General features: G+C 68.4%; 26 protein-coding genes. 7 read left to right on the plus strand and 19 right to left on the minus strand.

Annotated features, from left to right (window positions below; all coding sequences use genetic code 11):
* Positions 1–3 precede the first annotated feature (3 nt).
* On the minus strand, positions 4–1,308 hold the full coding sequence (locus Q9G87_RS25685; protein WP_305919020.1) for an ABC transporter substrate-binding protein: 1,305 nt from the start codon (positions 1,306–1,308) through the stop codon (positions 4–6).
* Between the two features lie 207 nt (positions 1,309–1,515).
* Here Q9G87_RS25685 and Q9G87_RS25690 point away from each other — a divergent pair, with 207 nt between their 5' ends.
* The 4 genes from Q9G87_RS25690 to Q9G87_RS25705 all read left to right on the plus strand — a co-directional run bounded on the left by Q9G87_RS25690 (position 1,516) and on the right by Q9G87_RS25705 (position 5,488).
* Entirely contained in the window at positions 1,516–2,745 is a 1,230-nt protein-coding gene (locus tag Q9G87_RS25690) for a pectate lyase family protein (RefSeq protein ID WP_305919021.1), read from the plus strand.
* A gap of 53 nt (positions 2,746–2,798) precedes the next feature.
* Entirely contained in the window at positions 2,799–3,785 is a 987-nt protein-coding gene (locus tag Q9G87_RS25695) for a pectinesterase family protein (RefSeq protein WP_305919022.1), read from the plus strand.
* 248 nt (positions 3,786–4,033) lie between these two features.
* On the plus strand, positions 4,034–4,387 hold the full coding sequence (locus Q9G87_RS25700) for a beta-xylosidase family glycoside hydrolase (protein WP_305919023.1): 354 nt from the start codon (positions 4,034–4,036) through the stop codon (positions 4,385–4,387).
* A gap of 354 nt (positions 4,388–4,741) precedes the next feature.
* The gene (locus tag Q9G87_RS25705; RefSeq protein ID WP_305919024.1) at positions 4,742–5,488 is read left to right on the plus strand and encodes an AfsR/SARP family transcriptional regulator; all 747 of its coding nucleotides are present in this window, start codon (positions 4,742–4,744) and stop codon (positions 5,486–5,488) included.
* A gap of 74 nt (positions 5,489–5,562) precedes the next feature.
* Here the strand turns inward: Q9G87_RS25705 and Q9G87_RS25710 are convergent, their stop codons facing one another.
* From Q9G87_RS25710 to Q9G87_RS25730, 5 genes are all read right to left on the minus strand, one after another.
* Positions 5,563–5,748 carry a hypothetical protein gene (locus tag Q9G87_RS25710; RefSeq protein WP_305919025.1) on the minus strand — a complete coding sequence of 62 codons (186 nt, stop codon included), beginning with the start codon at positions 5,746–5,748 and terminating at the stop codon, positions 5,563–5,565.
* A gap of 350 nt (positions 5,749–6,098) precedes the next feature.
* A complete protein-coding gene (locus Q9G87_RS25715; RefSeq protein ID WP_305919026.1) occupies positions 6,099–7,982 on the minus strand; it encodes an ABC transporter ATP-binding protein in 1,884 nt (627 codons plus the stop codon).
* The gene (locus Q9G87_RS25720; RefSeq protein WP_305919027.1) at positions 7,972–8,403 is read right to left on the minus strand and encodes a S26 family signal peptidase; all 432 of its coding nucleotides are present in this window, start codon (positions 8,401–8,403) and stop codon (positions 7,972–7,974) included. Before Q9G87_RS25720 ends, Q9G87_RS25715 begins: the two co-directional genes overlap by 11 nt.
* Entirely contained in the window at positions 8,400–8,912 is a 513-nt protein-coding gene (locus Q9G87_RS25725; RefSeq protein WP_305919028.1) for a TlpA family protein disulfide reductase, read from the minus strand. The genes Q9G87_RS25720 and Q9G87_RS25725 overlap by 4 nt, the downstream gene beginning before the upstream one ends.
* Positions 8,913–8,923: 11 nt before the next feature.
* A complete protein-coding gene (locus Q9G87_RS25730) occupies positions 8,924–9,427 on the minus strand; it encodes a MauE/DoxX family redox-associated membrane protein (RefSeq protein ID WP_305919029.1) in 504 nt (167 codons plus the stop codon).
* Between the two features lie 129 nt (positions 9,428–9,556).
* Between Q9G87_RS25730 and Q9G87_RS25735 the strand changes: the two genes are divergently transcribed.
* A complete protein-coding gene (locus tag Q9G87_RS25735; RefSeq protein ID WP_305919030.1) occupies positions 9,557–10,618 on the plus strand; it encodes a hypothetical protein in 1,062 nt (353 codons plus the stop codon).
* Here the strand turns inward: Q9G87_RS25735 and Q9G87_RS25740 are convergent.
* From Q9G87_RS25740 to Q9G87_RS25750, 3 genes are all read right to left on the minus strand, one after another.
* Entirely contained in the window at positions 10,615–11,535 is a 921-nt protein-coding gene (locus Q9G87_RS25740) for a haloalkane dehalogenase (protein ID WP_305919031.1), read from the minus strand. The genes Q9G87_RS25735 and Q9G87_RS25740 overlap by 4 nt on opposite strands.
* Positions 11,536–11,677: 142 nt before the next feature.
* On the minus strand, positions 11,678–12,664 hold the full coding sequence (locus Q9G87_RS25745) for a ZIP family metal transporter (protein WP_305919032.1): 987 nt from the start codon (positions 12,662–12,664) through the stop codon (positions 11,678–11,680).
* Positions 12,665–12,673: 9 nt separating this feature from the next.
* Entirely contained in the window at positions 12,674–13,279 is a 606-nt protein-coding gene (locus tag Q9G87_RS25750; protein ID WP_305919033.1) for a DivIVA domain-containing protein, read from the minus strand.
* Positions 13,280–13,435: 156 nt separating this feature from the next.
* On the opposite strand from Q9G87_RS25750, the gene Q9G87_RS25755 reads away from it, so the two are divergent.
* Both Q9G87_RS25755 and Q9G87_RS25760 read left to right on the plus strand, forming a co-directional pair.
* Entirely contained in the window at positions 13,436–13,687 is a 252-nt protein-coding gene (locus Q9G87_RS25755) for a cation transporter (protein WP_305919034.1), read from the plus strand.
* A 50-nt stretch (positions 13,688–13,737) separates the two neighbouring features.
* Entirely contained in the window at positions 13,738–13,884 is a 147-nt protein-coding gene (locus tag Q9G87_RS25760) for a hypothetical protein (protein ID WP_371825823.1), read from the plus strand.
* Positions 13,885–14,044: 160 nt separating this feature from the next.
* On the opposite strand, the gene Q9G87_RS25765 is transcribed toward Q9G87_RS25760, so the two are convergent.
* The 10 genes from Q9G87_RS25765 to Q9G87_RS25810 form a co-directional block, all read right to left on the minus strand.
* The gene (locus Q9G87_RS25765; protein ID WP_305919035.1) at positions 14,045–15,178 is read right to left on the minus strand and encodes a phospholipase D-like domain-containing protein; all 1,134 of its coding nucleotides are present in this window, start codon (positions 15,176–15,178) and stop codon (positions 14,045–14,047) included.
* Between the two features lie 10 nt (positions 15,179–15,188).
* Positions 15,189–16,136, minus strand: a complete 948-nt coding sequence (locus tag Q9G87_RS25770) for an ABC transporter ATP-binding protein (protein ID WP_305919036.1) — start codon at positions 16,134–16,136, stop codon at positions 15,189–15,191.
* Positions 16,129–17,094: an ABC transporter ATP-binding protein gene (locus tag Q9G87_RS25775; protein ID WP_305919037.1), complete on the minus strand. Its 966-nt coding sequence runs from the start codon at positions 17,092–17,094 to the stop codon at positions 16,129–16,131. Before Q9G87_RS25775 ends, Q9G87_RS25770 begins: the two co-directional genes overlap by 8 nt.
* On the minus strand, positions 17,091–17,948 hold the full coding sequence (locus Q9G87_RS25780; protein WP_305919038.1) for an ABC transporter permease: 858 nt from the start codon (positions 17,946–17,948) through the stop codon (positions 17,091–17,093). Before Q9G87_RS25780 ends, Q9G87_RS25775 begins: the two co-directional genes overlap by 4 nt.
* On the minus strand, positions 17,945–18,871 hold the full coding sequence (locus tag Q9G87_RS25785) for an ABC transporter permease (RefSeq protein ID WP_305919039.1): 927 nt from the start codon (positions 18,869–18,871) through the stop codon (positions 17,945–17,947). The genes Q9G87_RS25780 and Q9G87_RS25785 overlap by 4 nt, the downstream gene beginning before the upstream one ends.
* Entirely contained in the window at positions 18,868–19,911 is a 1,044-nt protein-coding gene (locus Q9G87_RS25790) for a LacI family DNA-binding transcriptional regulator (protein WP_305919040.1), read from the minus strand. Before Q9G87_RS25790 ends, Q9G87_RS25785 begins: the two co-directional genes overlap by 4 nt.
* Positions 19,904–21,412, minus strand: coding sequence for an ABC transporter substrate-binding protein (locus Q9G87_RS25795; RefSeq protein WP_305919041.1), 1,509 nt, complete (start codon positions 21,410–21,412; stop codon positions 19,904–19,906). The genes Q9G87_RS25790 and Q9G87_RS25795 overlap by 8 nt, the downstream gene beginning before the upstream one ends.
* 24 nt (positions 21,413–21,436) lie before the next feature.
* Positions 21,437–21,772: a hypothetical protein gene (locus tag Q9G87_RS25800; protein ID WP_305919042.1), complete on the minus strand. Its 336-nt coding sequence runs from the start codon at positions 21,770–21,772 to the stop codon at positions 21,437–21,439.
* Between the two features lie 8 nt (positions 21,773–21,780).
* Entirely contained in the window at positions 21,781–22,728 is a 948-nt protein-coding gene (locus tag Q9G87_RS25805; protein WP_305919043.1) for a DUF6772 family protein, read from the minus strand.
* Positions 22,729–22,875: 147 nt separating this feature from the next.
* Positions 22,876–24,540: an alpha/beta hydrolase gene (locus tag Q9G87_RS25810; RefSeq protein ID WP_305919044.1), complete on the minus strand. Its 1,665-nt coding sequence runs from the start codon at positions 24,538–24,540 to the stop codon at positions 22,876–22,878.
* Positions 24,541–24,555: the final 15 nt, after the last annotated feature.

Raw genomic sequence — 24,555 nt, forward strand, 5'->3', positions numbered from 1 at the left:
GCGTCACTGCGACAGGGCCTTCGTCGCCGCTTCGATGACCTTCTTGGCGGCCTCGGCCGGGGTCAGCCGCCCGTGCTCGACCTCGGGAGCGACCGCGGTGAGTTCGTCCTGGATGCCGCTGGCGCCCTTGGGGTACGGCGGAACGGCGACCAGTGTCTGCTTCTGCAGGCCGATCAGATAGTCGGTGGCCACCTGGTCGTCCTTCTCCAGCGTCGGCTTGATCGCGTCGGCGACTACGGTGCTGGCGGGAACGCCCCGGGTGGTGCCCATGGCCTTGTTGGCCTCCACGTCGTTGATGAGGAAGTTGAGCAGCTGCAGCGCCTCCTTCGGATGCTTGGAGGTCGCGGCGATCGACCACAGTGCCGGGGTGCCGATGTTCGTGCCCCGCCGCTTGGCGGTGGCCTCGCCGGGGATGCCCAGCAGCACCAGGTTGCCGCCGGAGACCTTGTTGTAGCCGAGGAGGCCGTTGCTCGGGATGATCTGCGAGGCGATGGAGCCCTTGGCGATGTAGGACTGGTCGGGCGAGGAACCGATGGTTTCGACGAACCCCGCGGGCGGGAGGCCTCCCTCCTTCCGCATGTCCTCGAACATCTGGAACCACTTGGTCAGCGTGGCCTCGCTGACGCCGAACCGGCCGTCGGCGGTGAAGAGGTCCTCGCCCTGCTGGGAGACGTAGACGACCAGGTTGGCCAGGGTCGCCGGGTCCACCAGGGTGCCGTAGACCTTCTTGCCGCTCTTGTCCGTGATCTCCTTGGCGAACGTGGCCAGGTCCTCCCAGGTCCAGGTGTTGCCGTCGGGGATGGTCACGCCGTACTGGTCGGTGATCGTCTTGTTGACGATGTAGCCGATCGCGTTGAGGCCCGAGGGGATGCCGTAGACGGCGTCGCCGACCTTGCTGAGGTTCGCCGCGGCCTCGCTGAGGTTGGTGGTGTCGACGATGCCGGGGTGGTCATTGAGGTTGAGGAGCGACTTGCGGTCGGCGTACTCCCGCAGGCTGTCCATACGCATCATCATCAAGTCCGGCGGATTGCCGGCGGCGAAGCGGGTGGCCAGCTTGTCCTTGTAGGGGCCGCTGTCCTGGTATTCGGTCTTGATGGCGATGCCCGGGTTGGCCTTCATGAACAGGTCGAGCGCGGCCTGGGTCTTCTGGGCGCGGAAGGCGTCGCCCCACCAGACCATGTTCAGCGTGGTCTTGCCGGAGGCGGACTCGCTGCCGCCGCCTCCGCCGAAACCACGTCCACAGGCGGCCACGGCCAGACCGAGTCCGGTCAGTCCGGCGGTGCGCAGCATGTCTCTTCTGGAGATCATCAGTCGTTTGCCCTTCGCACGGGGGGTTGCCAGGAGGCTACGGCCGGGTTTCCGATTACGTCAATCCGTGAAAGAAATATTAAGGAAAGCCATTGACGGTAATTCTGCGGCCTTCCTACAGTGAGGGCACCTCGCCCCAGACTCCCCAGCCGTGGCGACTGCGGAGACCGCCACGGCCGGATCTCCCTCAGGAAAGCGACCCCCCCTGTGACCACTGCGCGTCATGCCGCCCTGGCGGCTGCCACCCTGACCTTGCTCGCCGCCCCCGCGCCCCCGGCCTCAGCCGCCTCAGGCCACGTGGGCGGCGGCTACCACATCGTCAACGCCGAGACCGGCCAGTGCCTGGACATCAAGCTCCGGGAGCAGCCCTGCCGCGGCCGCACCGCCGAGCTCCGCCTGGAGGCCGCGGCGGCCGGTCAGGTCCACCTGGTCAACGGCGCCAATCGCAGCTCCGCCGAGGTCACCCTGACCTACGCGGGCGGCGGCAAGTACCAGATCGCCGACCGGCTCTGGACCTTCCGCCCGGTGGGCGGGCCCCGCCACTGGTCCGGCCAGGCGGATGGCTTCGCCGCGGGCACGACGGGAGGCGAGGGCGGCCAGGTCGTCACCGTGACCACCCAGGAAGAGCTGAACACCTACGTCACGGCCGCCGAGCCGTACATCATCAAGGTCGCCGGCCCGATCGAGATCAGTCCGAAGGGGACCGAGCTCAAGGTGGCCTCCAACAAGACCATCATCGGGGTCGGTACGGCAGGCGAGATCGTCGGCGGCGGCTTCTTCCTCGGCGCCACCACGAGCAACGTGATCATCCGGAACCTGACGATCCGCGACACCCTCATGCCCGAGGACGACCCGGATGACAAGGACTTCGACTACGACGCCATCCAGATCGATTCCGCGACGAAGGTCTGGATCGACCACAACCGGCTCGCCCGGATGAACGACGGCCTGCTCGACAGCCGCAAGGACGCCACCGACATCACGGTGTCGTGGAACCAGTTCCTGGACAACAACAAGACCCTCGGCATCGGCTGGACGGCCAACCTCATCACGCGGATGACTCTCCACCACAACTGGTTCGCCCGCACCAATCAGCGCAATCCCAGCGGCGGCAACCTGCTCAACATGCACATGTACAGCAACTACCTGCAGGACATCAGGTCGTACGGCAACTGGGCGCGTGGCGAGACCAAGGGCGTGATCGAGCACAGCCTCTTCCACAACGTGGCCGACCCGTACTTCGTCGATCCCGCCGGCGAGCTGGTCCAGCGGGGCAACGTCGTCACCGGCACGAGCTCCTGGCGCGACGGTCTCATCAAGGAGCAGGGGGCCGCCTTCGACCCGGCGAGCTTCTATTCCTACACCCTCGACCCCGCCACCGCCCTTCCCACATTGCTGGCCGAGTCCTCCGGTCCGCAGCCCACCATCGGCCTTTGACCAGGCGTCAAGGGCATTGCCACGACCGGTCTCGAACAGATGACGAGGACATCATGAGAACACAGAACCTCAGCAAGGCACGTCGCTGGATCATCCTTACCGCCACTGCGTTAGTGCTGCAGGCGGGCGTGGTGTCGCCCGCCAGTGCCACGCCTCAGCCGACGGTGGCCGCCGACGGGAGCGGGACATACACCACCGTCCAGGCCGCCATCGACGCCGTGCCGAGCGGCAACACCAGCCCGGTCACCATCACCGTCGCGCCCGGCACCTATCGGGAGATCGTCACGGTGCCGTCGAACAAGCCGTACATCACGCTGCGCGGGCTTGGCCGCTCGCCCGAGAGCACCGTCATCGTGAACAACCGCCACGCCGGAGCGTACGGCACCACGGGCAGCTCGACCATGTTCGTCCACGGCCACGACTTCACCGCCCGCAACCTGACCATCGCCAACGACTTCGACGAGAGCACTGCCACCAGCGGCGGGCAGGCGGTGGCGCTGTACACCCGGGCGGACCGTGCCGTCTATCGCGACATCCGCGTGCTCGGCGACCAGGACACCCTCTACGCCCGTGCCGGCCGTGCCTACTTCAGGAACTGCTACGTGGAAGGCACCGTCGACTTCATCTTCGGCGAGGCCAGCGCCGTCTTCGACCGCTGCGACATCTACCAGAAGCGGCTCACCGGCGGTCCGATCACCGCGGCGAGCACTCCGGCGGAGAGCACCTACGGCTTCTTGTTCTACCGGTCGGCCATCACCGGCGCCGCCGACAACGTCACCCAACTCGGCCGGCCGTGGCGCCCGGATGCGCAGGTGCTGTACCGGGAATCGTGGCTGTCATCCACCATCGCCACCGCACAACCGTGGATCAACATGTCCGCGAACTCCTGGACCGCCGCCCGGTTCTTCGAGTATCGCAACACCGGACCCGGGGCTGCCGTCCATGGCAACCGTCCGCAACTGGCCGACGCCGACGCGGAGAACTACACCCCCCAGAAGTACCTCGCCGGCTCGGACGGATGGGACCCCTTTGACCTCTGATCCGCACGACTAATGACCTCCGGCCATGCCCGAGTACCGCTCGACCCCAAGCGCGGCGTCATCGTGGAAGGACCGTGGCCGGTCTGGTCCGGCACGGGCCACGCGGACCGTTCACGCCCGCACCGGCCAACCCCATCTTTTCCGCCGCAGCACCAACAGGCCGATCCAGGCCATCGGCCACGCCGATCTGGTCGACACGCCCGAGGGCGACTGGTGGCAACGGCGAGGCGCCTCGGGCCTGGAGCCCGATGCCGGCCGAACCCGAGCGTGACGACTTCGACGCCACGGCGCTGTCCCCGCGCTGGATCTCACCCCGAAGCCGCCCGCCACACGCGTGGTCGCTGACCGAACGGCCGGACCGGCTCACGCTGCGGGCCACCGGTGGCACGTTGGACCGGCCCGGCGCCACCTTCCTCGGCCGCTGGCAACAGCACCACGACGTGCGGGTGGCCGCTCGGCTGGATCCCGGCACGGGCCGTGGCGGCCTGTCGGTGCCACCGACCGTCACCGCCCGCGATCACATGACCGGCGACCCCTGGGCGTGGTCGCCACCGGCTTCACCTCCTGATCTGCTGGGCGCGCGGAAAAAACTTACTGAGTGACGCGCCCGACGCGGTCGCTCTCGTCGCTGGACATCGCCAGCGGCCATCCGGTCCCACCGTCTCCGGCAGCGGGCGGACTTCTCGCCCATCTCATCGTGACCGGTCTGAGAACCGACACATCGATCGACTTCCCAGACGGGGCATAACCGGCCCCGTCACGTGGCCGCGCAATCGCACCCTCCGCAGCTGCTGAGACACCCGGCCAAGAGCGGTTGCCACTGGCCGACCGTCGAATTTCCGCACAGAGCGACGACGACGGAGGCCGCAACGCCGCCGAGCGGAACCAGCCGGCACGTGCGCCTGGCATACCTGGGATATACCCGCCACCTGCACAATGCCGATCGGAGGTGAACGATGTTCCAACTGTTGGGACGCTTGGCGGTGGTCGACGGCGGGGGCCGCGCGATCGACGTCCGGGCCGCGAAGCAGCAGGCGATCCTCGCCGTTCTCATGCTGCACCCGGGCGGAGTGGTCAGCGTTGATCGACTGATGACGGAGCTCTGGCCGGACGAGCCGCCGGCCACGGCCAGAGCGAGTCTGCAAACGTATGTTTACCGCCTGCGACGCACTCTGGCACCGCTTGCCGCCTACGGTGTCAACCTGATCACCCTCGCGAACGGCTACACCCTGGTCGTCCCGGATCGAGCGGTGGACATCAGGGTGTTCGAGCAGTACTTCACCCAGGGATCGGAGGCGCTGGCCGCGGGCAGTCCGGCGGTGGCGGCCGGGCTGCTGCGGGAGGCGCTGGACATGTGGCACGGTCCGCTGGCGCCGGAGATCGACGTCGAAACTGTCCGCTGCGAGCGCCGGCGCCTGGACGCGGTGCACCTGACCGCGTCCGAGCTCTGGGTGGAGTCCGAGCTGCGGCTCGGCCTCCACAACTGGGTCATCCCGGAATTGGAGCGCCTCGTCGAGGCCCACCCTTTCCGTGAGTCCCTGTGGGAGATGTTGCTGCGTGCCCTGGCCGGGCGCGGCCGCCGTGCCGAAGCGCTCGCCGCCTACCGGCGCATGCGTGACATCCTCAGTACGGAACTCGGCATCGAACCGGCCGACTACCTACGCCGGCAGCATCAGGACATACTCCGAGGCGCGTCGACCTAGCAACAAGCCCCTTAATGCGTTCTACGGGAGTGCCCCCTGGCCGGCGCCAGCCAGGGGGTGGTCCCTTTACTTGGCTAGGCGCACCGCTTTTTCCAGTACGGCGTGCAGTCGCTCGTCCAGCACTTGTAGTAAGCGCAACAGATGCTGCCCGTACAGGTCGTGTGGTCGAGGATGCAACGTGGCGTGCATGCGGCCTGCGCGTCGCCGGCCGGTACGACAAAGGCGACGATCCGGTCCGCCAGTGCGGTGATGGTCTTCACCTGTCCCACCTCTCTCCGTCGATTACTCGCACACAGTGACGTAATGAATGGAGCAGTCGCCGTTGACGCACCGCATCCTGTAGCACCCAGGGGACGGTTGGCCGATGACCGTGCACCTCGGGGTGCACGCCGCGTCAGCCTTGACCGTGGGGATCAACCGGTCGATGAGCTTGTCCAGCATTCTGTCTTCACCTCCTTTCTCCGGTCTCCGGCGAGTTATTCGCAAAGAGTGACCGTGCGATAGGTGCAGTCGGCTCGATAGCACCTCATCTTGTAGCAGCCGGTGTTCGGGTCGTAGCTGACCTGCACGCACCTCACGGTGCACGCCGCGTCAGCCTTGGCCGTCGGAATCAACCGGTCGATGAGCTTGTCCAGCATTCTGTTTTCACCTCCTTTCTCTCTTCGGGTTCACCTGGCGCGGCCGTCTCGTGATAGCCGCGGGCTTGGAGGCGGAAGAGGCGGGCGTAGGTGCCGTCCACCGCCATGAGGTCGTCGTGGCTTCCGCGCTCGGCGACGACCCCGTCCTTGAGAACGACGATCAGGTCGGCGTCCCGCACCGTGTTCAGCCGGTGGGAGATGAGCAGGCTGGTCTGGCCCGCGCGGTGGTGGCGCATCCGGGCGTGCACGTCGGCCTCGGCTTCGGGGTCGAGACCGGAACTCGGTTCGTCGAGGATCATCAGGTCCCGTCCGTCGCGGAGGAAGGCTCTGGCCAGGGCGGTTCGCTGCCACTGGCCGCCGGAGAGCACGACGCCTGTCGAGGAGTCCTCGCGGTCCTCCTCGCTGGTGAACATCCGGGTGAGCAGCGTGTCGTAGCCGCGGGGAAGGGCCGCCAGCAACTCGTCCACTCCGGCTCTTCGCGCGGCGGCGCGGATCCGGTTCAGGTCGTCACGGGCTCCGACGTCTCCCACGCCGATGTTGTCGCGGGCGGAGAAGTCGTAGGCCATGTGGTCCTGGAAGACGCCGCTGATCCGCTCCCGCAGCGCCTCCGGCCGGACGTCGCGCAGGTCGGCCCCGTCCCAGAGGATCGCTCCCCGGCTCGGGTCGTAGAACCGGCAGAGCAGTTTGACGAGCGTGCTCTTGCCCGCGCCGTTGAGCCCGACCAGCGCAACGGCCGCGCCGTACGGGATGAACAGGTCGACGCCGCGCAGGATCCAGGGATGGTCGTCGCTGTAGCGGAACCACACGTCACGCAGTTCGATCCCCCGGCTCAGTCGCGGTAGCGGCGCGGAGCCGGCCGGCACGACGAGGTCGGGCTCGGCCCTGACCACCGCCACGTAGTGGCCGAAGAGCCGCAGGTTGTGATGGGTGATCGCGATGCCGTTGACCAGGGTGTCGAGCGCGCCCTGGACGGCGACGACGGCGACGGTGAACATCGACACGTCCCCGACGGTGAGCGTGCCGGTCCGGGCCGCGCCTATGGCCCAGATGAGGCCGCCGCCGGCCACCACGGCGGACAGCAGGGCGAGCGCCCCCTCCGCCGACAGCTCCTTGCGGTCCATCCGCCGCTTGCCCGCATGGGTCGTCGACAGCTCGGCCATGAGCCGGCCGCGCAGGAATCCGCCCAGGTTGAAGAGCCTGATCTCCTTGGCCGCCTCGATCGTGCTGAGCAGCGTGCTGTAGAAGAGCTGCCGTCGCTCCGCCGGGCCGATCTCCCACATCATGGTCGTGCGCTGGCGGGACAGCTTCAGCTGCGCGATGAGTGCCGGTACGGCGGCGCACAACACGATCAGCGTCATGGCAGGACTGATCACCAGCATGGATCCGACGAAGCCGATCACGGTGACGGCTGAGCGGACCAGGCCGAAGGCCTCGGTGACGATGCCGTCGGCCCTGGACGTCCCTTCCTGGGCCAGGCGCAGCCGGTCGAGGAAACGCGGATCCTCGAAGGGCCGGAGCCCGGGAAATCGTGCCGTGGCCGCGAAGAGCCGGTCCGTCGTGGTGGCCGCCATGGCGCGGCCGATCTGGCCGCCGAGGTACCGCGAGCAGTGCGGCAGGATCGCGGCAGCGACGCCGGTACCGGCCAGGCCCGCGGCGAGGCCCAGCAGCTCGGCCAGGGAGGCCGTCCCGGTGAGGCCGTCGATGACCAGCTTGGTCAGCCAGGCCACCGCGACCGGCGCCGTGGCCATGCCCAGGAGAGTGAGCGCGTACCCGATCATGGGAACGGCGGCGCCGCTCCAGCCGGTGGCCGCCGCCTCACGCGCGGAGGCGGTCAGGCGCACCCCGTCAACGGCCATGCTGCGGCTCCAGCTTCCGGAGAGTGACGGCATGGAGGTCGTCGGCGTGGAAGAAGCCGTGCTCGCGGGAGTCGAAGCTGGCCTCGGTGTTGTCACCGATCAGGACGAACCTGCCGGCCGGGACGACGTCGTCGGCGACGACCTTCCGTACCCACTCCGGGACCGGATCGCCGGGCAGGGCGGCAACGCGTTTGACCAGGAACTTGCTTCCGGTCGGGCGAGGGCTCAGGACGACGACGATCTGCCCGTTGCGCAGCGCCGCCAGTTGCGTGCGCCGGGACAGGATCCGGTCTCCATGGGTCAGCGCCGGGGCCATGCTGTTGCCGCGGACGCGGATCACCAGGTACGTCGCGCGCAGCCGTACGGCCAGCAGGGCCAGACCCGCGAGCCCGCACGCCGCCGCGAGGATCGCCCGCCTCACGACGCCTTGACCTCGGCGGGCATGGTGTGGCCGCTGCTGACGACCGTGTCCGCGGCGTCGATCGTGATGACCGTCGGGTACGCGTTGACCTTGAACGCCGTCTGGAGGGGTCCCCCGGGCACCTCCGTGACGACACGTGCCACCTCCGAGAGCCGTTCGATGTCGGCTGCGGAGTCATGGCCGGGGTCGGCGACGACCACGGCGAGCACGGCGTCCGACGTGCCGCGTGCCCGCTCCACGAAGAGTGGGAGCAGTTCCTTGCACGGCTGACAGCCACGCGAGAAGAAGCCGACCAGCGCGGGTCCGTTCAGGAGCTCGTGGGAGATCGGCTCACCGCTCGTGGTCATGGCGGCGAACTGCGGGACCCTCGCGCCGGGCGAGAGGTCTTCCGCCATCATCGACGGCGGCAAGCTCTCCCTGCGCAGCCGGCGAATCACGCCGACGGTCAGCAGCAAGTTCACCATGCACAGCAGACCGACCAGCACGACCGCGGCGACCAGGTACTGCATCTGCCCTCCCCCTATCTGTCCATGAACAACTCGGCGATGTCGTCGAAGGCGATGAGCACGACCGCCCCCGCCAGCCCGGCCGGCAACGCCACGGCCAGCGCCGGCGCGGCCGGCGGCCCGCCCGTGAAGGTCACCGCCATCCCACCCAGCACCACCACCAGCAACAGCAGGGCGTTTCGCACCAGATGCACCCAGCCGAGCGAGACCTCGGACGGGCCGAAGCAGCGGCAGGACACTCGCATGCCCCGCCAGGCGATGACAGCGATCACCAGGCTGAATGCGCCGAGCATGATCCCGCTGAGGACCAGCCCGATCTCCGGGATCGCCATGAGCGCAGCCGTCGCCGCCTCACTCGTCGCGACCACACCGGCCACCGGAAGGCGAAGCCGTTCCGGCACGATCACCAGGGTGGACGCGAAGGAGCGCAGGTCCGCGCGGCTGCGCAGCTTGGTGAACGCGGCAACGGCGAACACGGCCCCGATCAGGACCTGGCACGCGACGAGCAGGAGATCCACGATCTGGATATTTCACGATCCCGCTAGCCCGGCTCTGGCGCGCTGTTAGCCCGGCCCTCGCGCGCCGCTAGCCTGTGTGGCTCGAGAGCGCCGCCACGTCCGAGCCAGTGGGCCTCTAGAGTCTTGGGCGTGGAGAGGATCTTGGCGGCAGCCTCGGCGGTCTTGGGCAAGAGGGTCAGCCGGCCGGTCGATCTGGGCGGGAGCTCGCGCAGCCACGTCCTGCGGTGTGTGACTGACGATGGCGGCGCGGTGGTGGTGAAGGCGTATCGGGACACTGCGGGCTTCGCGGCCGAGGCGGCCGGGTTGCCGCTCAGTGGCGGGTTCGGGCCCCGGTTGCTGGCTGTGGACCCGTCCTTCCCGCTGATCGTGATGTCGGACCTCGGCGTCGCGCCGAGCCTGGCTGACGTGCTGCTCGGGGACTCGGCGGAAGCGGCGAGGGAAGGGCTGCTCGCGTGGGCGCGGACCTACGGGCGGATCGCCGTGGCCGCCGCAGGGCGACAGCAGGAGTGGGAGCGATCTCGGGCCGCATACTCGGGGGAGGGCGCGGGATGGCGTCTCTTCCGCGACATAGGCGATCTGGGAGAGGTGTTACCCGTTGCACCTTCGGGGCTTGAGGGCGAACTGACGGCGCTGGAGGCGAGCAGCGAGCGGTATCCGGTGTTCTCCCCAGGCGACATCTGCCCGGACAACAACCTGCTGACAGCGGCTGGGCTGCGGGTGCTCGACTTCGAGGGCGCCGGATATCACTCGGCCTTTCTCGAAGCGGCCTACGTACGCATGCCGTTCGCCACGTGCTGGTGCGTGTTCCGGCTGCCGCCCGGGTTGGAAGCGGAGATCGAGGACGTCTATCGCAAGGAGGTGGTCGCCGTTCATCCCGAACTGGCCGACGACGAGCTTTGGGAGGCAGGGATGAGGGAGGCGGTGGCCACCTGGACGATTTTCATGACATGGGTCCTCTTGCCGCGGGCCCGTAAGCGGGATCAGCCCATGCATTCCACCCGGACGCCGGTGCCGAGCGAGCGCCAGCTCCTGCGCTACCGGTGGGGTCATCTGCTCAACGAGCTCGACCGGGGCCGGGACGAGCTCCCCGCGGTCCGGGAAGCCGTCCAGGCATGGTTGGAGACAACCGCAGAGTGGAATGTCGCCGAGTTGCCCCACTACCCTGCCTTCACCTCGACTGGGCCAGGCTAACGGTGCTTCTTTGCGGTCGAACGGATGAAGCCGGCGATGACGGCCGCGAATGCGGGCCCTTGATCCTCCTGCACGAAGTGACCGGCGTTGGAGATGGTGATGTGGGACTGACCCTTGGCGCCGGGGATGCGACCGCTCAGCGCGCTGTGGTCGCCCCGGGTGATGTGGTCCTGGTCGCTGAACGCACACAGGAACGGGATGTCGAGGCTCTCCAGCACCGCCCACGCCTCGCGTAGCGCCGGAGTGTTCTCGTCCTGCGGGGAGATCGGGATGAGCAGGGGAAACTGGCGGACGCCCGGCAGGTAGGACTCGTCGGGGTAGGGCGCGTCGTAGGCGGCCAGTTCCTCGAGGGCCAGGTCGTTGACGGTGAAGGAGTCGATGACCTTGCTTGGTTCGAACGGGTGGATCCGCTGGCTGGACTGCAGCCACGCGGCCATCATCGGCCAGCCTTCGCCGAGGTCCTCCTCCCCGGTGGACAGGCCGGTGTTGCTGGCCACCACGCGGCGGAACCGACCGGACTGCGCCGCCAGCAGCGGCAATCCCAGCGCGCCGCCCCAGTCGTGGCACACCAGGGTCACCTCGCGCAGGTCGAGCCGGTCGAACAGGGCTTCCCGCAGCCAGTCCAGATGGTTCCGGTATGTGTAGGCGAAGCGGCTCGCCGGCTTGTCGGACTTGCCGAAGCCGATGAGGTCGGGGGCCACGCAGCGGTGTCCGGCCGCCACCAGCGGGGGAATGACGTGCCGGTAGAGGTAGCTCCATGACGGGTTGCCATGCAGCAGCAGGACCGTCTCCCCGCTGGGGTCGGCGGGCGTCTCATCGATGTAGTGCATCCGCAGCCGGGCCTGGCCGATCTCGACATAGTGCGACGCGAACGGGTAGTCGGGCAGATCGTGGAAACGTGCTTCCGGAGTGCGCAACGCTTGAATGGTCATGTTGCTGTGAGGGATGTGGGCGGCCGGAGTGTGACATCACGGGATGGAGCCTGCTGAGGGCGATTGCCATGAACCTTCGCCAATCCCCGGTGGCGTTGCCGTAGCCGGGCAGCCGAGCAGGGGCCGCTCACGAAACATCCTCCAGCTTCGCCCCCTCCCGAGGATGCTTCCGCGGGCGCTTGGCCGGTGACGAGGTGGGTGTGGGCCGTACGCGCGCGTTCGGCCCATCGGTCGGCTGAACCCGCTGATTCATCTTCGGGCGGAGACCGTCGTGCTTCGTGTCGTCGCTCACCAAGGGCGGACTGACCCAGTGCAAGGCGGCCAGGCCCGCTGTCATCGTGGCCGCCGCCACTCCCGCGAGGACGAGATGACGGCGGGGAAGCCCGCTCCCGTTGCCGGAGGCCAGACGAATACCGACGATGGCGGTACGCAACAGCACTCCGGTGACCGCGCCCAGCAGGAGCGGCACCACCTGGCCAGGGATCGGGCCGGCCCCGGCGACGAGGACGCCGACGGCGGGACTGACACACGAGACCACCAGCCAGGGCCACAGCCGCTGCCGGGCCATGTCGAGAAGGGCGGCCAGAGCCAGGCCCTCGCTCGCGGAGTGCACCATCAAAGCGATGACGACGACGGCCGAGGCGGCAAGCGCCAACGTCGCTCCTTCGATGGTGCGATGCACGGTCAGGGCCGCCGCCGTCCCCATTCCGCCGAACAAGGCGGCGCCGACGGCTTGTTTGACCCGCCGGTGCAGACCAGGTGCGTGCCTTGCGAGGGTCTTAGGGCGACGGTGGCCATGCCCGCAGCCCTTACGGGTGAAGTAGGTGATCAGGAGGAAGCCGACGGCGACGGAGAGGCCGACGACCCACAGCGGAACCCCGTGCTCGACGGCATCCTGCCAGGCGTCCGGGAGGAGATCGGTCAGCGCCGTGACCATCATCATGGCCGAGGCGACGGTCAGCCACATGGTCAACCGTTCGGAGGCACGCCGGGCCAGCCATGCTCCGGCCAGCGTGGAGAGCGAGACCAGCCCTACGGCGAGCCACGCCTCGGCCCCCGGTCGCCCGCCTTCAAGCACAGGTCCGAGGGCAAGCATCCACGTCGTTGTCTGCACGGGTCCTCCCTATTCAGGCGGCTGGCGATCGGTGATCGGATCGGCGTCGGATGAGGAGGTCGGCCGGCTGTCGCCTATCTCCGTCAGCTCGGCGAGGAGGTGCTGGATCTGGCTCAGCTGGGTCTGCAGAGTGTTCGCCAAGCGGTCGCGATAGTCGGTCACCGAGCGACTCAGCGAGTGGACCTGCCGCTCCAGTGCTTGCTGAGCCGCGGCCTGGTCCAGGGACTCCTCGACGAGAGCTTCGGCCCGGTCGCGGGCCTCCCGCGTGATGCGGTCCGCCTCCTGACGGGCGGCGGCGACCGCGCGATCGGCCGTCTCTTGGGCCAGGGCGATGATCCGGGCGGAATCGGCTTTCGACCGCGCATCCGAAGTGTTGCGAGCGCTCAGTTCGGCGTTCTCTCGCAGGAGCACTCCCAGTGAGGCCTCCACGTGGCCGAGGAAGGCGTCCACCTCGGTCAGGTCGTACCCCTCCCGCAGGCGGACCACGGTGAAGACCTGGTTGCGGACCGCGGTCGGGTCCAGCACCTTCGCGGGACTCGTCAGGTACGTGCGGACTTGGCGCTCGTCGAGCACTTCGGTAGGGGCGTGGTCATGCCCGTCCTGGTCTGGGTGCATGGCCGTGTCCTTTCAACTGATCGATTGCTGAGCGATGGCGCTTACGCAGAGTTGTTGACTCGTTACCTAATGCTTAAACATCTGAATCGCTGTTCAGGTGTTTGGTGCTGCCATGCTCGACATGACCACGGTCACGGACATGGCCACGCGGTCAGCGTGGACGCCGGCCGGCGCTTTCTGGGCGGCGCGCTGGCGTTGATCGTCGCCTTCATGGCGATCGAGGTGGTCATCGGCGTGATCGCGCAATCGCTGGCATTGATCTCCGATGCCGGTCACAGGCTCACCGACGCGGTGGCGATCGTCTTCGCGCTGATCGCCGCCAAGCCGCCGCAGGGCGGGTTCACTACGGGCTCAAGCGTGCGGAGATCATCTCAGCTCAGATCAACGGCATCACGCTGCTGCTCCTGAGCGCCTACTTCCTTTACGAAGGCGTCCGCCGTCTCATCGATCCTCCCGAGGTGGAGGGCGCGTACGTGGTGGTCACCGGGCTGGCGGGCTGGGCCCGAGCCGACGCGCTGGCCGCGCTGGTGGTGGCCGGGCTGATGCTCAAGGCCGGATGGGGCCTGGTCAGGGACGCCGGCCGGGTGTTCATCCGCCTGAACTGATCACCGTCGGCGAGGCCCAAGCGCATTGCGCCGAGCCGCACGGCCCCGTCCACCCGGGCGTCCCGGGATGAGAGAGCAGCCGCCGTGGTCGGTCTGGGGGCGACCTTCGTGGCGCAGAACGGGGCGCGAGCAGCGCCGCGCTGGTCGGGGCGGTGGAGGGTCAGGCGTTGGCAGGCACGGCGGCGGCGCGGAGGGTTTCGAAGTTGGCGACGTACTGGCCGTAGATCCCGCGGTCGTTCACGCGCAGCAGGGTCTCGTCGTTGCGGCGCAGTGACGTCTCGTTGAAGTTGTGGCTGCCCGTGTACACCTTGCCGTCCACCAGCAGGTACTTGGAGTGGATGCGCCCGGGCAGCGCGCTGCCGTCGGCGAGCAGGCGCAGGTCGACGCGCGGCTCGGTGAGGAGACTCTGCTTGACCTCCGGGCTGAGGATCCCGGCGACGATCTGCACGTCGCAGCCGCTCCTGGCCAGCTCGCGCAGCCGGTCGGCGATCGCGATGCGGAAGGTGTCCCACTCGGACATGCCCACGCGGATCTTCTCACCCGGCCGGCACGACACCCTGCGCAGGCTGTCGACGATGATGTCGCCCTCGGCCTGCGGGAAGAAGGTGGCGACGACGGAGCCGGTGTGCACGGTGCGGTTGTAGTCGAGGTTCTTGCGCTCGGCCGCGAGGTCCTCGAAGTAGCTGTTGTACGCACGCGACAGCTGCCGGTCATCGGTGAAGGTGACGGCGTTGTTCCAGTACGTCGTGGAGTTCAGGTCGGTGAGGTTGGCCGACGACTGCACGACGACGTCGGAGGCGGAGCCGGTGCGCGAGAACAGGTAGAACTTGTTGTGCTGGCCCTTGTTGCCGATGCACGCGGCGGTGCCGCCCGACATCGGCCCGGTGCAGACGTGCAGCCAGGAGTTCGCCGTGATGTCGGTGCCGAGTGCGGCGGCGAGCTGGGCGGCCACCGTGCCGCCGCGGGTGTCGCCGTCGACGAGCACCTGCACGTGAACGCCGCGGTCGCGGGCCTTGATCAGCTCGGTCGCGAAGCCCTCGCCCGCCGCACCCGACATGACGAAGTGCGCCACCCTGATCCTGGCGCCCGCCGGGGTCTGCTTGATCATGGAGCAGAGCCACTGGACGATGGCGGCGCCCTCGCCCGCGACGGGGTTGTTGAACACGGCGACCGTGGTGACCGGGACGAGGGGCGCGGCGGCGCAGGTGGAGTCGGCGGCCGACGCGGGGACGGACACGGCGAGCGGTAAGGCCAGCGCGGCGGCGGCCAGCGCAGACATGACCGTCTTGGTCATGGAAATCTCCTTATGAGGCGGCGAAGTGGCAGGCGACCGGGTGACCGGCGCCTCTTTCGATCAGTAAGGGTTCCTCGTCGCGGCACCGATCCTGGGCCAGCCAACACCGCGTGCGGAACCGGCAGCCTGTCGGCGGCGACAACGGGGAGGGAACATCTCCCGACAGGACGATCTCGTGACGGTCGGTCTCTCGCCAGTCGTCGATCCCGGGCGCGGCCGACAGCAGCGCCTGGGTGTAGGGGTGGGCGGGCTTGGCGTAGATGCTGTCCTTCGGGCCGATCTCGGCGACCTTGCCGAGGTACATCACCGCCACCCGGTCGCACAGGTGGTGGACGACGCCGAGGTCGTGGGAGATGAACAGGTAGGCGACGCCGAGGTCGCGCTGGAGCTCCTGCAGCAGGTTGAGAATCTGGGCGCGGACCGAGACGTCGAGCGCGGAGACAGCCTCGTCGCAGATGATCAGGCGCGGCCGCACGGCCAGCGCCCTGGCGATGCTGATGCGCTGGCGCTGCCCGCCCGAGAACTGGTGGGGGTAGCGGTCGGCGTGCTCGGGCCGCAGCCCTACCCGGTCGAGCAGGTCGCGCACCTCCTCGTCCCATCGTTCGCGTGGCACCAGGCCGGGGTGGATCCGCCAAGCCTCCTTGATCAGCGCAGATACCTTCATACGCGGGTTGAGCGACGCGTACGGGTCCTGAAAGATCAGCTGGATCTCCTGCCTGAGCCGCCGCAGCTCCTTGGCGGGCAGCGACGCCAGGTCCTTGCCCTCGAAGAGCACCTGACCGGAGGCAGGGCGGACGAGGCCGACAATGGTCCTGGCCACGGTGGACTTGCCGCAGCCGGACTCGCCGACCAGGCCCACGGTCTCACCTTCGCCGACGGTGAGGCTCACCCCGGCCACCGCCTGCACCTCGACGCGGCGCGTGCGGTAGGTGGTGACGAGATCGACGAGCTCAAGCATGCGCGATCACCTCCTCGGCGAAGTGGCAGGCGCTCGTGCGCCCGGGTCCGAGTTGACGGGGTTCGGGATCGCTCTCGCGGCAGACGTCGCGGGCGAGCGGGCAGCGGGCGGCGAAGGAGCAGCCGGTCAGCGGCTTGCTCAGGTCGGGCGGCTGGCCGCCGATCATCTCCAGCGACTTGTCGTCGCGCACGGAGGGCACGGCGCGCATCAGGCCGCGGGTGTAGGGGTGGGCGGGCCGCTCGTACACCTCGGGCACGGTTCCCGTCTCCACGATCCGGCCCGCGTACATGACGGCGACCCGTTCGGCGGCTCTGGCGACCACGCCCAGGTCGTGGCTGATGAGGATCATGCCGAGGCGTTCCGCCCGCTGACGTTCGCGCAGCAACCGCAGGATCTGGGCCTGCACGGTGACGTCCAGTGCGGTGGTCGGCTCATCGGCGACGAGCAGGCGAGGGTCGAGGGCCAGCGCCATGGCGATCATCACGCGCTGGCGCATGCCGCCGGAGAAGCGGTGGGGATGCTCGTCCAACCGCCGGGTGGCGTCGGGGATGCCGACCAGGCTCATCAGCTCGGCCGACCGACTGCGCGCTTCCTTCCTGCCGAGGCCGCGGTGCCTCCGGAACATCTCGCCGATCTGGTAGCCGACCGTCAGCGACGGGTTCAGCGCGCTGAGCGGGTCCTGGAAGATCATCGAGATGCGCTCACCGCGGAGCTTCTGCCACTGCTCGTCGGTGAGCCCGGTGACCTCCTGCCCCTCGATGCGGATGCGACCTGCGGCCAGCCGGGCGCCGTGCGGCACCAGGCCGAGCAGCGACTGCGCGGTCACGCTCTTGCCGCTGCCCGACTCGCCGACGACGGCCAGCGTCTCGCCCTCCTCGACCTGGAAGGAGACGCCCCGCACGACGCGAGTGCCGCCGAACTCCACGGCCAGGTCCTCGACCTCCAGCAGGGGGCTCATGCGCTCAGCTCCGTCATCGGGTCGGACAGGTCTCGCAACAGGTCACCGAGCACGCCGATGCTGACCACCACGAGCGCCAGCGCGAGGCCGGGTGCGGCGGCGATCCACCAGGCGGAGGCCAGGTAGTCGCGGCCCTGCGCGATGGTGGCGCCCCAGGAGGCCTGCGAGGCGGGCACGCCGAGGCCGAGGAAGCTCAGCGAGGCCTCGGCGACCATGGTCAGGCCGACCTGCACGGTCGCCGCCACGAGCAGCGGCGGCAGGCAGGAGGGCAGGATGTAGTGGATGAGGATGCGCCCGTGGGAGGCGCCGAGGACGCGGGCGGAGTCGACGAACTCGCGGTGCCGTACGGCCAGCGCCGACCCGCGCACCACTCTCGCGAAGATCACCCATCGGGTCACGGCGAGGGCGATGATCACGTTGACCATGCTGGGCCCGAGGACGCCTGCCAGCAGGATCGCCAGGAGCAGGCTGGGGAAGGCGAGCTGGATGTCGCCGATGCGGGAGACGATGCCATCGGTCCAGCTACCGAAATATCCGGACAGGAGGCCGAGCACCAGGCCGATCGACCCGCCCACCAGCACAGTCACCAGCGCCACGGTCAGCGACGTGCGCATGCCGGCCAGCACCTCGGCCAGCAGATCCTGGCCCACCTGGTCCGTGCCGAGCCAGGCGATGGCGCCGTCGGACAACCGGCTACCCGGAGGCAGCAGCCGGTCCTGCGGGCTGGTGACCGCGGCCTCGAACGGGACGAGGAGCGGCCCCACCACGCCGGCGACCGCGAACAGCAGCACGGTCCCGATGGCCAGCCGCGCTCGCAGGGGCAGCCGCCGGAGGACGGCGGTGTCGAGCGTCATGCGTTCTCCAACTGGATCCTGGGGTCGAGGTAGCTGTAGAGCACGTCGACCAGCAGGTTGAGCGTGATGTAGCAGACGGTGACCACAGTGAGGACGGCCTCGACCACGGAGTAGTCGCGGAAGGTGATCGAGTCGACGAGCAGCGAGCCGATCCCCGGCCAGGCGAAGACCACCTCGACGATGACGCCGTTGGCGATGAAGAAGCCCATCAGCAGGCCGAGCATGGTCACGACGGGCACCAACGTGTTGCGCAGCACGTGGATGTAGAAGACCACCCGCCTGCTCAGGCCCTTGGCCCGAGCCGTGCGCACGTAGTCCTGGTTCATCTCCTCAAGAATCCCCGTGCGCACCAGACGGCCGAGCCAGCCGACGAACGGCAGCGCGAGCGTGAGCGCGGGCAGCAGCAGGCTGGCCATGGTGCCGTCGGCGGTGCTCGGCAGGATCTGCAGCAGCCTGGCGAAGATCAGCGAGAGCATGATGCCGATCCAGAACGGCGGCAGAGCCTGCCCGACCAGCGACGAGACGGAGACCAGGTGGTCGGCCACGGTGTTGGCGTGCCTGGCCGCGAACGTGCCCGCCAGGAAACCGAGCACCACGGTGAAGATCATGGCCCAGATCGACAGGCTCAGTGTAGGGCCGAGCCGTTCCAGCGTGGCGTCCAGAGCGCTGCCGCCCTGCCGCCAGGAGTCGCCGAAGTCCAGGCGCAGCACGTCGAGCAGGTGACCGAAGTACTGCGCGATGATGGACTGATCCAGGCCCAGCTCGGTGCGGAGCTCGGCCAGCTGCTCGGGGGTGGCCTGGCTGCCGAGGATCAGCTCGGCGGGGTCGCCGGGCAGCACTCGCAGCGCGATGAAGACGATGGTGACCGCGCCCCAGATCTGCAAGAGCGCCTGGGCGAGGCGGCGTCCGAGGAATCCGGTCATCGGCGGCTCGATCCGCGCACGATGAGCGTCGGCGGGAAGAGGATCTTCTCCGGCGAGCCCGTGGCCGACTTGGTCAGCCGCCGCAGCATGCAGTCGACCGCCGACACCGCGATGTCCGCGGCGGGCAGGTCGACCGTGGTGAGCGACGGTATGACATAGGGCGCGAAGGGGTGGCCGCCGTACCCGACGACCAGCACGTCCTCGGGGACGCGCAGCCCCGCCTCGTGCGCGACGCGGTATATGGCCAGCGCGAAGTAGTCGTTCCCCGCGACGAAGGCCATCGGGCGCTCGGCGGCGCCGATCACCTCGCGGGCCATCCGGTAGGCCTCGCTCGGGTCCCACGGCATCGCACTCTGTTCCAGCCGCCTGGTCGGGACCTTGATCACCGTGTCCTGCCGCATCGGCAGCCCGCTTTCGGCCATGGCGCGGCGGTAGCCCTCGACCCGGTCGGTCACCGAGGAGACGCCCAGGTCCTCCTCCAGGAAGTAGATCTTCCTGGCGCCCTGGTCGAGGGCGTGCCTGGCCGCCTCGTAGCCGCCGCGAGCATGATCGACGCCTACGAGGTCCGCGTTCAGTTCGGGGATGTCACGATTGATCAGCACCAGCGGCACTCCGGCCGAGCGGAACGGGCGCCAGTGCTCGGCACCCTCCTGCACGGCCACCATCAGGACCCCGTCGACGCCGCGGCGCAGCAGCTCCTCGGCTGCTCGCCGCTCGTTGTCCAGAGACTCCTCGGTCGCCATCAGCAGCAGCGAGTAGCCGTGCTCACGGCAGTGCTGCTCCATGCCACTGATCAGCTGCGCGTAGAACGGGTTGGACGGATTCGTGATCACCATGCCGAGCGTGGTCGCGGAGCCCAGGACCAGGGAGCGGGCGGTCACGTTCGGCACGTAGCCGAGCCGAGCCGCCTCCGCTTTGACCCGGTTCCTGGTCTCCACGCCGACGCTGTCCTTGTCCAACAGCGCCCGCGACACGGTGTTGACCGACACCCCGAGGCTCTCGGCGATGTCTTTCAGCGTCGTACGGCGTCCCTCAGGCATGATCGGCGGAGACCGTCCTGAACTCGGGCTGGCTGTTGGCCGCCGGGCGGAAGCCCTTGACCGTGGAACGCACGCCGTAGGTGGCGGTCAGCGCCGCCGGGAACACGCCGACCGCGTCGGACCAGATGATCGCGCACGCCTGGCCGTACAGGGCCTTGCGTTTGTCCTGGTCGGCGGTCGACTTGGCCTCAGCCAGGAGCGCGTCGAGCTCCTTGTTGGCGTAGCCCATGCGGTTGGCCGCCGAGGTGTACAGCCGGCCGAGCGTGTAGTCGGCGTCGGCGGTGGTCACGGTGTTGACCTGGAGCTCGATGTCCCAGTCGAGCGCGGTCAGCCGCTTGATCCAGGCGGCCTTCTCGATCTGCTGCGGCTCGACGACCACGCCCACTTTGGCCCACGCGGAGATGAACGACTGGGCCAGCTCGGTAGCCAAAGGCCCGGTGTCCCTGAACCACATCATCGAGGTACGGATGCCGTCCGCGTATCCCGCCTCTGCCAGCTCCTTCTTGGCCAGGTCGGGGTCGTGCTCATAGGGCTTCTGCGGAGCGTGTCCGAACACCGCCGCCGGGATGGGCGCGTCCATGACCGTCGCGGCCTCGCCGTACAGGTTGGCGACGATGCCCTTGACGTCGAGCGCGTGGGAGAGCGCGCGGCGCACCTTGGGGTCGGTGAACGGCTTGCGCCCGCAGTTGAACCAGGTCAGGAAGTAGTTCAGGCCCGGTGTGCTCGCGACGGAGATCCCGGAAACCTGGCGCAGGCGCTTGAGCTCGTCGGGCGGGATGATCCAGGTGACGTCCACCTCGCCGTTCTGCAGCGAGGTCATCCGCGTGGACGCCTCGGGGATGTAGGGCAGGCGCAGGCCCCGCAGCGTGGACGCGCCGCCCCAGTAGTTCTTCACCGGGGTGAGGACCAGCTGTGACGACGGTGTGAACGACTCCACGGCGAACGGCCCGCTTCCCACCGGCTTGCGAAAGAAGCCCGCCTTACCCATCTGGGCCGCTGGGAGGATGAACGCCAGCGTCAGGTTCACCAGCATCGTGCCGAGCGGCTCGGTGGTGGTGATCTTGACGGTCCGCTCGTCCGGCGTCTCGACCGAGGCGACCGCGGCCCACAGCGGCTTCTGCGGCCCGGTCGACTTGACCAGCCGTTCCAGCGAGGCCTTCACATCGGCCGAGGTCAGCTTGCTGCCGTCATGGAAGGTGACGTCCTCGCGGAGCGTGAACACCCACGTCTTGTCGTCGGGCTGGGTCCACGACGTGGCCAGGCCAGGCGCCGGCTCGGCGCCGTTCCTGGTCACGAGGGTGTCGTAGATCTGCCGGTTGGCCAGCAGCGACGCCTCATCGACCGCGCTCGGACCGTGCGGGTCCAGGTCGTTGATGGCCTGGTTGAACGCGGCGCTGAGCGGGGCGTTCTGGTCGGAGCCGGGCCCGCCAGGGGCACATCCTGCGATCAGGACAGTCCCTCCGAGGAGGGTGAGGAACTGGCGCCTGCCTACATCGTCCATGTCGCTTACCTTCTGTCAGCTCTGTCAGCTCTTGAGTGCCAGGTAGATCAGGACCTTCGCCTTCGGATCGCCCCCGCGAAGTGAAGCCCGCAGCCGCAACCAGTGACCGAACTCCCGCACGCGCCAGGACACCAAGCCCGGCTCGGTGGTCACCAGCTCGGGTGTCTCCTCGTCGCACCAGTGCAGCCCGTCAGGGGAGATCTGGGTGACGAGGTGGAGGCTGGGTTGCTCACCTTCGAGCTCCAGCGTCCGCACGAACCATCGGGCTTCGCCCGCCCATGCGGCTTCGTACGGCTCAGTCGTGAAATCTGCGGTGAAAGTGGTGTTCCGCTCGAGTACGGCGGTCTGAGCGTTCTTCATGCCGATGCTCACCAGTCCACGGAGATCAGGGCGGAATCAAGGAAGAGGAAGTTGCGGACGGGAGAATGGGTCCGCACGCTGACGTAGAAGTTCAGCAGGTTCTCCAAGCCGTCATACTTGTCCGGATAGTGCGGGACAGGGACGTCACGTAGATCCATCACCCGGTCGTTGACCTGAAGTTCGACGTTGGTCCGTGAGCGGGTGTCGAACTGCCAGCGCAAGTAGTGCCAGTTGACCTTGGTCGGCACCTCGTTGTAGCAGAGGAACTGCGGCTCCTCGTCGAGCGGGTGCCAGTCCTCGGGGTTGGGCGCGGTGAAGTCCTCGGTCGCCACCAGGTTGTCCTGGTTGTGCAGGTTCTCCTTTGGCGTCGGCTCGGGCACCACCGGGTACACCCAGCGCCTGGTGAGCTTGTTGTCCAGGTCGGTGTTCTGGTAGCGCATCACCGTGTGGTAGCGGACGCCGTCGCCGTCGCACAGGTCGGTCGCGATCGTGAAGCAGCCGAACTGCGCCTCCGATGGGTGCAGGTTTCCGTCCCACTCGATCTCGCCGAAGCGGTTGCCGAGGCTGGACTCTGCCGTCGCCGCCTCGCTCTTGTAGGTGAAATAGGTCTCGAACTGCACGATGCCGCGCCGCGCCATCGTCAGCCGGCGGATCGCCACCCCCGTGTGTCCGGTGACCGGCCTGGTGGCCACCTTGAGCGCGTACGTGCCGCTCATCGCGCCGTGCGTGCCGGTGTCGAAGAAGTCGCACGAGCTGAGCTGCGGCGGACGGAAGTCGCGCATGTGCTTGTCGACGGTGTCCAGGTTGCCGTGGCCGTCATGGTTGCCGATGAGCTCGGTCCAGCCGTGCGTGCCGGTGTTGAACTCGTCGAAGGCGAGGATGCGGGGCAGCGGGTTGAACTTCGACAGCTTCGGATCGGCCGCGATCAGCGCGCGACGCAGATCATCGCTTTCCAAGTCGTCCTCCTACGAACCAAGAGGATTAACGTTCACGTGAACGTTAATCCTGAAGTTCAAGGAAGTTAACTTGTCCCATCCTGGGGCGTCAAGGCTTGGTTACAAACCGGACATCCAACATCTGACGCCTACGGGAGGCATCGGGCGTCACGAGCAGACCGTGCCGTCGGCCGGGACCTTGCCATCGAGCAGATAGCTGTCCACCGCGTCGGTGACGCAGTCGCTGCCGGGGTATGCGCCATGGCCCTCGCCCTTGTACGCGACCTCGACGCCGACGCCCTCGCCGAGCTGTTCGGCCATCCGCCGCGCACCCTCGTACGGGGTGGCCGGATCGCCGGTGGTGCCGATGACGACGATGGGCTCCGCGCCCTTGGCGCTGACCTCGACGGTCCGCGACGAGCCTTCCCTGACCTTCCAGCCGGAGCAGGTGAGCAGGGTCCAGGCCATGGATTCGCCGAAGACGGGCGATGCGTCACGGAAATCCGGGAGCCGGTCCAGGACATCCTGCTCGGTGTAGCGGTCGCTGGAATCGGCGCAGATCACGGCCGTGTAGGCGGACTGGAGATTGTTGTACCGGCCGTTCTTGTCCCGGCCGTTGTAGAAGTCGGCGAGGAACTGGAGCCAGCGTCCGTCCCCGTCCTTCTTCATGGCGTCCCGCAGCCCGGACTTCAGCATGACCCAGGTCTCCTTGCCGTACAGCGCGGCTGCCATGCCGGTGAGTGCCTCGGCCTGGGTGAGCTCGCCGCCGTCCACGCCGGCCTTCAGCGGCTTGCTGTCGAGCCGCTTCAGCAGGGCCGTGATCTTGCGGATCCCCGCGTCGGTGTTCTTACGGGCGGCGGGGCCGGAGCCGGTGGGGCAGTCGGGCTCCTTGGCGCAGTCCTTCATGAAGTTCTCCAGCGCCAGCTGGAAGCCCTTGGCCTGGCTGAGGGCCACGGCCGCATCGTCCTGAGTGGGGTCGACGACGGCGTCGAGGACGGTGCGGCCGACCTTCTCGGGGAAGAGGTGGGCGTAGACGCCGCCCAGTTCGGTGCCGTACGAGATGCCGAAGTAGTTGAGCCTGCGGTCGCCGAGGAGCTGACGCATCAGGTCCATGTCGCGAGCGGCGCTGACGGTGTCGACGTGCGGCAGTATCCTGCCGGAGTTCTTCTCGCAGGCCTGGATGAACGCCTTTGACCTGGTGCGCAGTTGCCTCAGCTCGGTGGCGTCGTCAGGGGTGGTGTCGGCCGCGAGCCAGCGTTCGAGGGCCTTGTCGTCCAGGCAGCGCACGCCTCCGCTGTTGCCGATGCCGCGCGGGTCGAAGCTCACCAGGTCGTAGCGCTCGTGCAGCTTCATGTACTCGTCGGCGGCGAACTGGGGCAGGGAGGCCACTCCGGAGCTGCCGGGGCCGCCGAAGTTGAAGACGAGCGAGCCGATCCGTCCCTTGGACTCGGTCTTCGGTTTGGCCTCGGCCCGGATGAGGGCGAGGTCAATCGTCTCGCCGTCCGGCTTCGCGTAGTCGAGTGGCGCCTTCATGGTCGTGCACTGCCAGGCGGTGCCGTCCGGCAGCTTGCCCGGTCTTCCGTCAGCGCCCTGGAGGACGGACGGGGCTGGGCAGGGCTTCCACCTCAGCTTCTGGGCGGTGAGGGAGGCGGGCAGGGTGACGGAGTCCACCTCGCTTCCGCTGCCGGTTGGGCTGCCGGATGCGGTGCCGGTTGCGGTGCCTTCGGTGCCGGTTGCGGTGCCGGGCTCGGCAGTGGTCCTGCAGGCCGTGGCCGTGGCGGCGATCAGCAGGACGGCGAGGGACAGGACGGTGGTGGTCTTGCGGCGGCGCATAAGGCAGCGTAGCCG

The sequence above is a fragment of the Nonomuraea turcica genome, assembly GCF_030718205.1.
Lineage (GTDB): Bacteria > Actinomycetota > Actinomycetes > Streptosporangiales > Streptosporangiaceae > Nonomuraea.

What these genes read in the sequence shown, in the direction of transcription:
- Q9G87_RS25685 (WP_305919020.1), bottom strand. Translation starts at nt 1,308, where the DNA reads ATGATCTCCAGAAGAGACATGCTGCGCACCGCCGGACTGACCGGACTC.
- Q9G87_RS25695 (WP_305919022.1), top strand. Translation starts at nt 2,799, where the DNA reads ATGAGAACACAGAACCTCAGCAAGGCACGTCGCTGGATCATCCTTACC.
- Q9G87_RS25700 (WP_305919023.1), top strand. Translation starts at nt 4,034, where the DNA reads ATGCCGGCCGAACCCGAGCGTGACGACTTCGACGCCACGGCGCTGTCC.
- Q9G87_RS25705 (WP_305919024.1), top strand. Translation starts at nt 4,742, where the DNA reads ATGTTCCAACTGTTGGGACGCTTGGCGGTGGTCGACGGCGGGGGCCGC.
- Q9G87_RS25715 (WP_305919026.1), bottom strand. Translation starts at nt 7,982, where the DNA reads ATGGCCGTTGACGGGGTGCGCCTGACCGCCTCCGCGCGTGAGGCGGCG.
- Q9G87_RS25725 (WP_305919028.1), bottom strand. Translation starts at nt 8,912, where the DNA reads ATGCAGTACCTGGTCGCCGCGGTCGTGCTGGTCGGTCTGCTGTGCATG.
- Q9G87_RS25750 (WP_305919033.1), bottom strand. Translation starts at nt 13,279, where the DNA reads ATGCACCCAGACCAGGACGGGCATGACCACGCCCCTACCGAAGTGCTC.
- Q9G87_RS25765 (WP_305919035.1), bottom strand. Translation starts at nt 15,178, where the DNA reads ATGACCAAGACGGTCATGTCTGCGCTGGCCGCCGCCGCGCTGGCCTTA.
- Q9G87_RS25770 (WP_305919036.1), bottom strand. Translation starts at nt 16,136, where the DNA reads ATGCTTGAGCTCGTCGATCTCGTCACCACCTACCGCACGCGCCGCGTC.
- Q9G87_RS25775 (WP_305919037.1), bottom strand. Translation starts at nt 17,094, where the DNA reads ATGAGCCCCCTGCTGGAGGTCGAGGACCTGGCCGTGGAGTTCGGCGGC.
- Q9G87_RS25780 (WP_305919038.1), bottom strand. Translation starts at nt 17,948, where the DNA reads ATGACGCTCGACACCGCCGTCCTCCGGCGGCTGCCCCTGCGAGCGCGG.
- Q9G87_RS25785 (WP_305919039.1), bottom strand. Translation starts at nt 18,871, where the DNA reads ATGACCGGATTCCTCGGACGCCGCCTCGCCCAGGCGCTCTTGCAGATC.
- Q9G87_RS25790 (WP_305919040.1), bottom strand. Translation starts at nt 19,911, where the DNA reads ATGCCTGAGGGACGCCGTACGACGCTGAAAGACATCGCCGAGAGCCTC.
- Q9G87_RS25795 (WP_305919041.1), bottom strand. Translation starts at nt 21,412, where the DNA reads ATGGACGATGTAGGCAGGCGCCAGTTCCTCACCCTCCTCGGAGGGACT.
- Q9G87_RS25800 (WP_305919042.1), bottom strand. Translation starts at nt 21,772, where the DNA reads ATGAAGAACGCTCAGACCGCCGTACTCGAGCGGAACACCACTTTCACC.
- Q9G87_RS25810 (WP_305919044.1), bottom strand. Translation starts at nt 24,540, where the DNA reads ATGCGCCGCCGCAAGACCACCACCGTCCTGTCCCTCGCCGTCCTGCTG.